At 45.5% G+C, this 11,403-nt stretch carries 13 protein-coding genes; 10 read left to right on the top strand and 3 right to left on the bottom strand.

The window, feature by feature from the left end:
• Window positions 1-47 precede the first annotated feature (47 nt).
• Window positions 48-341: a hypothetical protein gene (locus D3D03_RS07260; protein WP_026832492.1), complete on the bottom strand. Its 294-nt coding sequence runs from the start codon at window positions 339-341 to the stop codon at window positions 48-50.
• 249 nt (window positions 342-590) lie between these two features.
• Complete coding sequence (locus D3D03_RS07250) at window positions 591-1,319, bottom strand: hypothetical protein (RefSeq protein ID WP_026832494.1); 729 nt, start codon at window positions 1,317-1,319, stop codon at window positions 591-593.
• Between the two features lie 120 nt (window positions 1,320-1,439).
• Between D3D03_RS07250 and D3D03_RS07245 the strand changes: the two genes are divergently transcribed.
• The 7 genes from D3D03_RS07245 to D3D03_RS07215 all read left to right on the top strand — a co-directional run bounded on the left by D3D03_RS07245 (window position 1,440) and on the right by D3D03_RS07215 (window position 7,336).
• Window positions 1,440-1,997 (top strand): GNAT family N-acetyltransferase, encoded by a 558-nt coding sequence (locus D3D03_RS07245; protein WP_026832495.1) that lies wholly within the window; start codon window positions 1,440-1,442, stop codon window positions 1,995-1,997.
• A 7-nt stretch (window positions 1,998-2,004) separates the two neighbouring features.
• Entirely contained in the window at window positions 2,005-2,721 is a 717-nt protein-coding gene (locus tag D3D03_RS07240; protein ID WP_119923232.1) for an alpha/beta fold hydrolase, read from the top strand.
• A 170-nt stretch (window positions 2,722-2,891) separates the two neighbouring features.
• Window positions 2,892-3,983, top strand: coding sequence for a virulence factor (locus tag D3D03_RS07235; protein ID WP_026832497.1), 1,092 nt, complete (start codon window positions 2,892-2,894; stop codon window positions 3,981-3,983).
• A gap of 356 nt (window positions 3,984-4,339) precedes the next feature.
• Window positions 4,340-4,552 (top strand): hypothetical protein, encoded by a 213-nt coding sequence (locus D3D03_RS07230; RefSeq protein WP_026832498.1) that lies wholly within the window; start codon window positions 4,340-4,342, stop codon window positions 4,550-4,552.
• Window positions 4,553-4,644: 92 nt separating this feature from the next.
• Window positions 4,645-5,130: a BsuPI-related putative proteinase inhibitor gene (locus D3D03_RS07225; protein WP_158583692.1), complete on the top strand. Its 486-nt coding sequence runs from the start codon at window positions 4,645-4,647 to the stop codon at window positions 5,128-5,130.
• A 7-nt stretch (window positions 5,131-5,137) separates the two neighbouring features.
• Window positions 5,138-5,953 carry an ammonia-dependent NAD(+) synthetase gene (gene nadE / locus D3D03_RS07220; protein WP_119923230.1) on the top strand — a complete coding sequence of 272 codons (816 nt, stop codon included), beginning with the start codon at window positions 5,138-5,140 and terminating at the stop codon, window positions 5,951-5,953.
• A 102-nt stretch (window positions 5,954-6,055) separates the two neighbouring features.
• Window positions 6,056-7,336 carry an FAD-dependent oxidoreductase gene (locus D3D03_RS07215; RefSeq protein WP_119923229.1) on the top strand — a complete coding sequence of 427 codons (1,281 nt, stop codon included), beginning with the start codon at window positions 6,056-6,058 and terminating at the stop codon, window positions 7,334-7,336.
• A 9-nt stretch (window positions 7,337-7,345) separates the two neighbouring features.
• Here D3D03_RS07215 and D3D03_RS07210 read toward each other — a convergent pair whose 3' ends face one another.
• The gene (locus D3D03_RS07210; RefSeq protein WP_026832501.1) at window positions 7,346-7,738 is read right to left on the bottom strand and encodes a disulfide bond formation protein B; all 393 of its coding nucleotides are present in this window, start codon (window positions 7,736-7,738) and stop codon (window positions 7,346-7,348) included.
• Window positions 7,739-7,803: 65 nt separating this feature from the next.
• Between D3D03_RS07210 and D3D03_RS07205 the strand changes: the two genes are divergently transcribed.
• The 3 genes from D3D03_RS07205 to D3D03_RS07195 all read left to right on the top strand — a co-directional run bounded on the left by D3D03_RS07205 (window position 7,804) and on the right by D3D03_RS07195 (window position 11,401).
• Window positions 7,804-8,694 carry a transcriptional regulator CcpC gene (locus tag D3D03_RS07205; RefSeq protein ID WP_026832502.1) on the top strand — a complete coding sequence of 297 codons (891 nt, stop codon included), beginning with the start codon at window positions 7,804-7,806 and terminating at the stop codon, window positions 8,692-8,694.
• The gene (locus D3D03_RS07200) at window positions 8,678-9,790 is read left to right on the top strand and encodes an N-acetyldiaminopimelate deacetylase (protein WP_119923228.1); all 1,113 of its coding nucleotides are present in this window, start codon (window positions 8,678-8,680) and stop codon (window positions 9,788-9,790) included. Before D3D03_RS07205 ends, D3D03_RS07200 begins: the two co-directional genes overlap by 17 nt.
• Window positions 9,791-10,012: 222 nt before the next feature.
• Window positions 10,013-11,401 carry a cytochrome ubiquinol oxidase subunit I gene (locus D3D03_RS07195; protein WP_026832504.1) on the top strand — a complete coding sequence of 463 codons (1,389 nt, stop codon included), beginning with the start codon at window positions 10,013-10,015 and terminating at the stop codon, window positions 11,399-11,401.
• The last annotated feature ends 2 nt before the right edge of the window (window positions 11,402-11,403 follow it).

The following is an 11,403-nucleotide window of genomic DNA, read 5'->3' as shown; positions in this document are numbered from 1 at the left end:
GGATGAAATGATTGAATTACCCATGGTAAACTAAAAAGAGTAGGAGTTTAGCTAGATGCCATGAAACGACCTTTCTTTTGTCGTCTCAGTTTATGGAGTAGCCAAGCGTGAACGACTTCGCACGATTGACGAGGGAGGGTCAGTTCCACGAGTGGTTCTTGTTGCTGACCGTGGATAATGAATAATCCTGTTTCTTCATCAATTGGTGAAATAGTCATTGAGCTCGCTTCATTCAGGGAGACTTTCAGCTCGCCCGTCGTCGCATCCTTTAATTTCAGAATGTTTCCGTTCGTTGCAAACTTCGTGAATGAACCGATTCCGTTCACTTTTAACTGATCCATGCTAATTTCCTCCTTCAGTTGATGCATTCTCGAAAATCGTAAGAAAAACAGGTACAACTTCTAACTTCCAAAAGGTTAATCTCATTATAACGAAGTCTGCTGAAGATGCCAGTACTAATTTATGTGAAAATTCAAACGATTTGGTAACAGTATTGTCATATAAGACATTACTTGAAAAGAGCCAGGAAACGAAGAGGAACGGACATATGAAAAAAGCATCTTGTCCGTGGCGGACGAAGATGCTGAAGATCATTGTAACTCCAAACTCCAATTTTTCTTACGATGAACCAACTCACCACGTTTGACGATGGATTCCTTTTTAGAATCAAGGTCTTCCTTCAAGACGGTCATATCTTCGTACCGTCCGGCGGCGTAGACCGGAATGCTGATGTTTCTTGTAAAAACGGATTGTTTGGCATTAGCAAAATCCATCAAAATTCCTTCACTGAGCAGATGACGTAAGTTGATAATGATTTCAGCCGTTAACGGAGAAGAAGGAAGACGCAACTCGCGACGCATTTTCCGTTGAATCAAAAAGGTCAACAGCTGTTCGATTCGTGACCAGTCTTTTAAATAGACAGTGGCTTGTACACCGGGGTTTTCACTAAAGTAAACCATCTCATTTTCGACAGACGACGTAAACGGACTCGGCATACCGCGTTTCATATGCATGATGAACAAAAGTTCTGCGATTTCAGCGTCTGTCAATGTATCAAGTGAATGGGAGGAACGGATGTCGATTGCGCTTAATGGAAAACGTTCGACTTCACCAGACTGAACGAACTGTTCGACTTCGTGTCCTTCCACGTAATGAAAAGATGTTCGCAAGGACTGTTTGGCAGACTTGAAGGCGGCACCTGAAATGAGTAAAGGGCGTTTTGAATCAGTCGCAACAATGAAATCGGCAAAGGTCACACCGGACATCGTCAATCGGTGATTCTCCGCATCTTCGTATAGATAAAGTAATGAATTAGACATAAACAAGCCTTCCTTCCTGAACAATCAATCCTATTATTTCAATAGTAGCAAAACTTCTATGACGCGAAAAGGATATTTCCCGCTGAAAACGGGCATAATAAAGAAAAGAGGTGATAGGTGATGTGGGGGTTACGCAAACCATTCCCAGAACTAAAGACGGAACGCTTTATCTTACGTGAACTAGAAAATAGGGATGCACGTGATCTGTTCAAGATTTTATCAGATGATGAGGTCATGTACTATTACGGATCAGATCCGTTGGTCACAGTTTATGAAGCCAAAAATGTCATCAGTTATTTCAAGGAACAGTTCACTCAAGGAAAAGCCATTCGATGGGCGATCGCCGATCAGCAAACCAATCAACTTGTTGGAACGATTGGTTTTCATAATTGGTTAACCCAATATCATCGAGCTGAAATCGGCTTTGAAGTCAGTCAAGAATATTGGCAGCAAGGTGTAGCATCGGAAGCGGCACGAGCTGTCTTGACACACGGTTTTGAAGATTTTGCCCTTCATCGCATCAGTGCTCTGGTCGCACCCGAAAATATCGCCTCGAACGCGCTTGTCCAAAAGCTTGGTTTTCAAGCAGAGGGATTGCTCGAGGATTATGCGTATAGTCACGGACGTTTCATGGATTTAACAATTTACCGGATGCTTGCATCGGAATGGAAAGGATGACCATTGAATGTCGAAACAGTCACTAGTGTTATTGCATGGATTTACCGGAGGGACAGATTATTTTAACCGGGTGGAAGCCCGTCTTCGTTTATCGTTTGATGTTCTGGTGTTAGCATTGCCCGGACATGAAGGAGAAGCAGTGGGTCCGGATACAATGGAAGGATTTGCGACATGGGTGATGGAAGATCTCGAACGAAGAGGAATCGATCAACCGATTATCATCGGTCATTCTTTTGGTGGCTATATCGTTTCTGCCATCGTTGAGATGTATCCTGAAAAAATTTCTGGATTCGGACTGGTCTATTCAACAGCTAAGGCGGATACAGATGAAGGAAAACAAAAGCGTAATCAAAACATCAGCCGTGTGAAAGAGATCGGTGTCCGGGAATTCGTTGACGGACTCGTACCCGGACTTTTTGCCGACGGAGCGGACCCGATGCTGATCTCAGAAGCAAAAGAATTGGGATACATGATGACGGTTGAAGGGGCGATTCGAGCATTATCTGCGATGCGTGATCGAAGAGATATGACGAAAACATTAAGCAACACGTCTGTCCGTGGTCTGATTCTCCACGGGACGCTTGATCCTTTGATTACAGAAGAGAGTGCGTTTGCGCCACAAAATGAACGGATTCTATTCCGGTCGACGGACAGCAGCCATATGGGAATGCTCGAGACACCCGATGCGTTCGCTGATTTTGTGGAAGAAGCGTTTGCGAAATAACGGTTTTATTTAGTCAAATTCGTTTAAAAAGGGATGACTCGTTTCACGTGACTCCGACAGGAAAACGCGTGAAAGGAAGAGTGATCCCTTTTTCGTTCAGTCCTCATTTTTTGAGCTTTTGCATTGCAATTCCAAGTAAATTTCTGAATGATGAAGAGGGAGGGATACAGATGAAAATTATAGCTATTGAACCAACACCAAGTCCGAATAATATGAAAGTCATCGTCGATGAGACGTTTTCTGAAAAAGGCCAGACCTTTGAGCATGCGTTTGGTGCACCTGATCATGTCGCCAAACTACTCGATATTCCAGGAATCAAATCCGTGTATCAAGTCAGTGATTTTTTAGCAGTCGAACGTTTTCCAAAGTATGATTGGCGCACGCTTGTCATTGAAATCCGCCGGGCTTTCGGAGAAATCCTGAGTGATGTCGAACAACATGAAACAGATGCGGCCTTTGAACCTGTCCATTTATTTGTTCAATTCATTTTAGGGGTTCCGATGCAACTGAAAGGAGTTAAAGGTCTCGAAGAGAAACGATACGGGTTATCGGACCGTTTTCGAGAAGCAGCCTTGTTCGTGCAACCGTTCGTCAAGAATGTCATCAGTGATCGCCGCTGGGTCGAACAGGCGCCGCGTTATGGCGACTTGGATGAAAGTCTTGCTGAAGTCGCACAAGAAATCGAGGTCGCTTATCCCGTTGAGCGAATCAATCGCTTAAAAACGATTGCTTCAGGAGAAGAAGTGACATTTGACGGACAGGCACTCACATCAAATGATTGGAAACAACGATTTGCAGCACTTGATGAGTTGCCAATTGAACTCGAGTGGATTCCGGCGTATGCCAGAATGCTACAAGACGAAAAAATGCAGATTCGCAGACAAGCTGTCGTCAAACTCGGTATGTTCGAAGAAAATCGTTTGGAGTTATTGGAGTACATTACGAATGCCTTGCACGATCCTTCGAGTAGTGTACGTCGAACAGCCGGAGATACGATTTCAGACTGGGCGTTGGCAGAAGCAGAGCCGATGATGATTGAAGCATTGACGGATAAAAATAAGCTTGTTCGTTGGCGGGCTGCCCGGTTCTTATTTGATGTCGGGACAGAGCAATCGGTCCCCCGCTTAAAAGAAGCGGTTCAAGATCGGGAATATGAAGTGGCCTTGCAGGCGGAACTCGCCTTAGCTCGAATCGAGAGCGGGGAAGAAGCACTAGGGACGGTTTGGCAACAAATGAATCGAATGACCGGAGAAAGTTCATAAGAACTTAAAAATAAGAGGGTGTACAGAACCATTCGACAAAATAACGCACCAGTTGTCTAGGTATATTTTACCTATGGAACAATATATATTGGAAAAAAATGAATATTTTTCTGTAATGGATTTGAAATGGATTTGAAATATGGCGATATATCGAAGCTTTTAAGCTGTATGAGCCAACTAAATCTTGGTGTAAAAATATGGTTGTATTTTTTGATACAAAGTTTTGATACAAATTGTCGAATGACAATTTCCCGACCTTTCTTCCCGTTTGATAAAGTGAAAACACAATAACTGATTCGATTTCAAACAGCTATTTTGGTTTGACTGACATCTGACTTTAAAGGAGATTCGGGGATATGATACTTTTTGCTGAAACAGACTTAGCGGTGGGGTATAAAGAGCGGACGGCTTCGGGCGTCTTCGTGACAATCGAGACAATGGACAGCCGGACAATCACGCTTGTGGCTCCTGCAACGGCGACGGACGCGATTTGTGACGAGTTGTTCGTAACGGGGATCGAGCAACTGTTTTCAATGACAAAAAACAAAGCAGCAATTCCGGTTGCCTAATATGTGAACCAGCGAGGAGGGATGAGGTTACGACCTTATTCCTCCTCTTTTTTGTGCTAAAATCTGTAGTAGAGAAGAGAGGGGGCGGTGTTTTGAAGTGGATAAGCCGGTTATCTTGTCTCGTTTTGTTCACAATCGTTTTCACAGGTTGTGCGCAACAAGAAAAAAACAGCCAGAATAAACAAACAGCACAGGATGAAGTAACCAGTCAGCCGATAACAATTGCGGTGTCGGCGGAACAACCGGAATCGGGAATCGTAGAAGCAATCGTTTTGCTGAAGAATCCAAATAAGCAGGATGTGACAGTGACGTTTCCGACGTCCCAACGATTTGAGTTGATTGTCAAAGACGAGACGGGGAAAATGCTGTATACGTTCTCGCAAGAACAAGTGTTTACACAAGTGATTGAAAAGGAAACGTTTAAAGCTTTGGAGAGCAAGCGGTACGAAGTCAGAATCGAGTTGCCGCAGTCCAGTCGAGCAGACCAAATCGAGGCGTCGACGATTCGACAGGTGGAAGGGACGCCGGAATCCGTCATGACGGACCGCCAAAAAATCGACAATGAAAAAGGAGAGTGAATGTTTCATGCAACAAGACATCATTCAAGTGACGGGCGTCAAGCCGGTCATTCAAGCAGGAGAAGAAATCAAGCAACGTGTTCAGTTTTTAAAAGAGTATCTGCTGCACACCGGAGCAAAAGGATTTGTACTCGGGATTTCGGGAGGACAAGACTCGTCGCTTGCAGGGCGTTTGTGCCAGTTGGCGGTCGAAGAGCTGAGAAGTGAGACGGATCGCGACTATCAATTTTATGCTGTTCGTTTGCCGCACGGTCAACAACAAGATGAGTCTGATGCGCAACTCGCATTATCCTTCATTCGTCCGGACCATGCGTTACGTGTCGACATCAAACCGGCTGTCGACGCATCGATGGCGTCATTTGAACAAGCAACGGGACAGGAACTGTCTGACTTCAGTAAAGGAAATACAAAGGCACGGGAACGAATGAAGGCGCAGTATGACCTCGCGGCACACTTCGGTTGTTTAGTTGTCGGAACGGATCATGCCGCAGAATTCGTGACCGGATTTTATACAAAACACGGGGACGGCGCTTGTGATGTTACGCCGCTGACTGGGCTCAACAAACGTCAAGGAAAACAATTACTCCGTCATCTTCAGGCGCCGAACGCTCTGATCGAAAAAGTACCGACGGCCGATTTGGAGGATAACCAACCGGGTTTACCGGATGAACAAGCACTTGGTATGACCTACGATGAAATCGATGACTATTTGGAAGGGAAGTCGATTTCGAGCGAAAGTGCCGCCAAACTGGAAGCACAATACAAACGAGTTGGTCATAAACACCACATGCCGGTCTCGCCACTTGATGTTTGGTGGAAATAAGTCATCGCAAAAAAACGACAGCCGACTGAGCTGTCGTTTTTTTCGTCCATAATCGGGAAAAGAAAAAAGATAGCATCTTTTTGAAAAGCTGGAGGTGATGGTATGGAGACGGTTGGAATCATTGGTGGCGGATTAGCAGGTTTGTCAGCGGCTGCTCTTCTCGCACAGCAAGGAAAACGAGTTCAGTTGTATGATACCGGTCTGTTGGGTGGAAGAGCGACTTCACAAGTGATCAAAGGCTTTACATTCAATTACGGAGCTCACGCTGTTTATGCACGGGATCAATCAATATTGCGGACAATCATTAAACAGCTGAAATTAGACATCACCTGGTTGGATTTTTCTTCCGCGAAAGCCAAATACGAATTTGCAGGTCATTTGACCGCTGCTCCGGCCAATGCAATCGGTCTGTTGAAAACGGAAGTCATCGGTGGAACCGATAAGCTCCGGTTTACATGGGAAGTCGTCAAAACCGTGCTACATCTCGAACAGGGAGACCCGGCGCTTTCAATTGGTCAGTGGTTGGTACAAGAGAAGGTGGAAGCAGACGTTTCGCGATTGATGTTAGATCTAGCTTCCAGTAACTTTTTTACGGCGGAACCTGAAAACATTCCCTCAGACGTCTATTTCAACTATTATAAAAAACTGTTTCGCACCCGAAAGCCGGTTTCCTACATTGCCGGCGGTTGGCAGGTTCTCATCAATGAACTGGAACGTGTGGTCATGCTACATGACGGGACGATTCACCGTAAAACAAAAATCACAGCGATTGAAGAAAGTGATACCGGTTACCGGTTACGTGACCGGAAAAAGACCGAATGGACCGTCGATCGTATCGTGTTGGCCATTCCGCCCCGAGAGATGCGGAAACTTGCCTTACCGACACCGATTCAGCTGTTTATCGAACCTTATGCCCAATATGAACCGGTTGAAGTTCTTGTCTATGATGTCGGAGTGCATCCTTATATCAAGACACCTTTTTCCTATGTATATGATCGAACGCACCAATTGTTCGTGACGGATTTATCGCATTACGATCCAAGTATTGCGCCTAAAAATGGTCAAGTCCTGCAAGTCGTCGCGTATTTAGTGCATGACCGTGTTGGTCATCCGGATTATTTGAGTGAAAAAGTGAATCACATCCATCGTCTGCTCGATCAGCATTACGCCGGATGGCGTGAACAGTTGGTGACGGAACGAACGATGAAGCGGGCGATTGTACAAGAAATCAAGTGGAAGATGGGACAAGCTGCCTTGCCTTGCTTCCTGCATGAAGAGCGTGAGGAAAAGGTCGCTTTCGTCGGGGATTGGTGTGAAGGGGAAGGGCAGTTATCCGAGTTGTCGTTTTCCAGTGCGTATAGCGTTGCAGAAGCATGGCAATAAAAAAAACGCTCATTGAGCGTTTTTTTGTTGCGGGTAAAAGGCAAGGACAACCAAAATCGTAAAAGCAATCAAGCTCATCATCGGAATCGTCAAGAATCCAAAATAATTGACCCACTGGATTAGACATCCATTCGTACAAAGTGCTTCTCCATCCGGTAAACGTTCCAAGATGACATGGTAAGCGGCGACAGCAAAACCAAGCACCGTATAGACGCGGATGAAAAAGGCATCGACCGGTCGGTTGCGGAATAAAGAAATCAATAAGTAAATGGCCGTCGTATACATGAATAAGCGTTGCCACCAGCACAACGGACAAGGGATAAATCCGCGGATTTCACTGAAGTAAAGACTCCCGAGAGTCGCGACTGTTGAGACGATCAACATAAAATGATAGCGTGACATATGTACCTTCCTCTCTAACGTGTTAAACTAATGCCATCTTATATCATGAGGAGTCGGATCATACATTGCAAGTGTCGGAAATGGAAATGTTGATTACGTTATCGGAAGAATTAAATATGCGAAGAGCAGCCGAACGACTTTTCGTATCCCAACCGGCCCTCAGTCAACGTCTCGTGGCCATTGAGCGACGCTGGGCGACTAAATTGTTCATTCGTTCCTCGCGTGGGTTGAGCATCACCCCTCAAGGTGAAAAAGTCATTGGTCTGGCCAAAGAGATGAACCGGAAAGAGTTGGAACTGAAAAGCGAATTGACGGCGGAAGAGGGGGCGGTTTACGGGACACTTCGGATTGCCGTAGCGTCCATCATGGGTCAGTACTGGCTCCCTCGTGTCTTAAAACGATTCGTCGAACGTTATCCCCACGTCCGGGTCCAACTCGTGACGGGCTGGTCGAGTGAGATGATGCGCCATATGCTCGAGGAACATTTTCACATCGGGATCATTCGGGGGAATCCGGACTGGAAAGGGGTCAAGGAGCGGTTGTTTTCTGATCCGCTTTACCTCGTCGACAGTGAATTGACGTCGCTGGAACAACTTCGGAAAACCGAACGTCCTTTCATTCAATTCAAAAGTGATTCGACGTATTACCAAGAAATTTTGGAATGGTGGCAGGATCGTTTTTCAAGTCCTCCGTCGCGAACATTGGTCGTTGATCAAATCGAAACCTGCAAACAAATGGCATTGCACGGTATCGGTTTTGCGATTTTACCGGAATCGACGATTCATGAAGCCAGTCAAGTCATGCAAATTCCCCTCAAGACCTCATCCGGGAAAATTTTAAAGCGGGATACATGGATCTTGTCAACGGAATCCATGCTTGAGTTAAAACAAGTCCAAGCATTTTGGGACATCGTCAAAGAAGAAGGAGGAAGTCAGTCAGATGGAATACGCGATTGAGATGCGCCGGGAACTTCACAAAATACCGGAACCTGGTTTCAAGGAGTTCAAGACGCAGGCCTTTATTTTGGATCAAATCCGGTCTTATCCGGAAAATCGAGTCAGTTATGATACATTCGAAACCGGAGTGTTCGTCCGGGTCAAGGGGTTGACCGGAAATCGGACGATCGGGTATCGGGCGGATATCGACGGATTGCCGATTGAAGAAGCAACAGGATTACCGTTTTGCTCGGAACACCCCGGTTTCATGCATGCCTGTGGACATGATGTCCACACTTCAATTGCGTTAGGTTTGTTGCGCCGGATTGTCGAGCTTCCGGTCATGGATGACGTCGTCTTCCTTTTCCAACCTGCAGAAGAAGGACCGGGTGGAGCGGAACCGATGATTAAAAGTCCGTTGTTTGAGAAATACCGTCCGAGTGAGATGTACGGTCTACATGTCGCACCTGAATATCCGGTCGGGACCATTGCGAGTCGTCCCGGTGTATTGTTCGCGAGTGCACGAGAAGTCCATATTACGATTTATGGTCAGAGCGGTCATGCGGCATTTCCTCACCTCACGATTGATACTGTTGTCGCACAAGCGGCTTTGATCATGCAATTGCAAACGATCGTCAGCCGATCAATCAATCCGATGAACTGTAGTGTCATCACGATCGGTAAGGTCGAGGCGGGAATTCGGGAAAATGTCATTGCGGGTCGGGCGTTGCTCGACGGAACGATGCGGGCACTTAACGGAAATGATATGGAAAAATTGGAACAACGGGTTCGGGAAATCGTTCGCGGAATCGAAGCTTCATTCGGTGTAAAAATCGATCTCCAGTTTGGGAACCGGTATTATGAAGTCGTCAATGACCCGAATGTCGTCAACAAATTTTCATCATTCGTTAAAATGAATGCCAATTATGTTGAGTGCGATGCAGCGATGACGGGAGAAGATTTTGGCTTCATGTTGAAAGAAATACCGGGCATGATGTTCTGGTTGGGAGTCAACAATGCTACCTCTGGTCTACATCAACCGACATTGAATCCAGACGAAGAGGCGATTCCGTTCATCATCAACTTACTCGATCATTATTTTAGAGAATATGTCTAAACAAAATACGTGACAAGAAGCCCTTTATTCCTGATGAAAACGAATAAAGGGCTTTCATTTCACAGAACGGAACAGTTTTCGAACGTTTTGTGAAATAAATCACGAGTATATGTGAACAATTTGTTACATCAAACATTAAGAACAGACACAAATGATTATGTTCTCTATGATACGGATATAAACAATATATAGAAGTACGTTTAGAAAGAGGGGGCTATACACATGTTCAATGATCCAGTAATGCTCAGTCGATTGTTGACAGGGCTCACATTAGCATTCCACATCATCTTTGCGACGATTGGGGTAGGGGTTCCATTGATGGTACTCGCAGCAGAGTACATCGGAATTAAACGAAAAGATTCAGACTATATTCTTCTGGCTCGGCGCTGGACGCGCGGTTATATCGTAACAGTAGCAGTAGGTGTCGTGACCGGAACAGCAATCGGGTTGCAATTATCACTCTTATGGCCGTCCTTAATGCAGGTAGCCGGTCAAACGATTGCGTTGCCGTTGTTCATGGAAACATTCGCATTTTTCTTTGAAGCGATTTTCCTAGGAATCTACCTGTACACATGGGATCGATTTAAAAACCCGTGGTTACACTGGTTGATCGGGATTCCTGTCGTCATCGGTGCGACTTTGTCCGCTTTCTTCATTACGACAGTCAACTCGTTCATGAACTCACCGGAAGGTTTTAAAATCGTCAACGGAACGTTAACACAAATCGAACCGTTAAAAGCGATGTTCAATACAGCGACGCCGACAAAAGCAACACACGTCATCGTCTCGGCATATTTGACAGTTGCCTTTATCTTGGCTGCAATTGCTGCCTTCCACCTGTTACGGAAAAAAACATTGTCGGCAGCGGAAACGGCTTATCATAAAAAAGCCCTTCGCTTAACAGTCATGGCCGGTTTGATTTTCGCCTTTTCGACAGCACTTGTCGGAGATTTCTCAGGTAAATATTTAGCGAAGTACCAGCCGGAAAAATTAGCGGCTGCAGAGTGGCATTTTGAAACGACAAGCGAAGCAGAATTAATCTTTGGTGGTATTTTAGATGAACAAGAAGACGGCAGCTACGAAATCAAAGGCGCCATCAAGATTCCGTATGCACTATCGATTCTTGCGGGTGGAGCACCTGATACGGAAGTCATCGGATTAAACGAGTTCGCCAAAGAGGATCAGGCACCGCTGTTTGTCCACTACTTCTTCGACATCATGGTATCGATCGGAATGTATCTGGCGGCCATCTCGGCGCTGTTCGTTCTCGCGTTCCGTCTCAAGAAATTAAATCCGTATAATAAGTGGTTACTGCGCGGTATTTTCATCGGTGGACCACTTGCCATCGTCTCAATTGAAGCCGGTTGGATGTATGCGGAAATCGGACGCCAACCATGGACACTTTATGGTATTATGAGAACGGCTGATGCGGCGACAACGTCGACGGCTGTTGGACCAATGTTGATTTTATTCAGCTTACTGTATCTGTTACTGGGAACGATCTGTACGGTCGTCTTGTTACGGATGTTTAAAAATAACCCTGTTGGCAAAGAACTTGCAGATGATCATCATTCACGTGGTGAAGCGATGTTTGCCGACGACAATAAATAAGG

The sequence above is a fragment of the Exiguobacterium sp. RIT452 genome, assembly GCF_003598705.1.
GTDB classification, from domain to species: domain Bacteria; phylum Bacillota; class Bacilli; order Exiguobacteriales; family Exiguobacteriaceae; genus Exiguobacterium_A; species Exiguobacterium_A undae.
The sequence above is the reverse complement of the archived record's forward strand: the minus strand, read 5'-3'. Positions and strand labels throughout refer to the sequence as shown.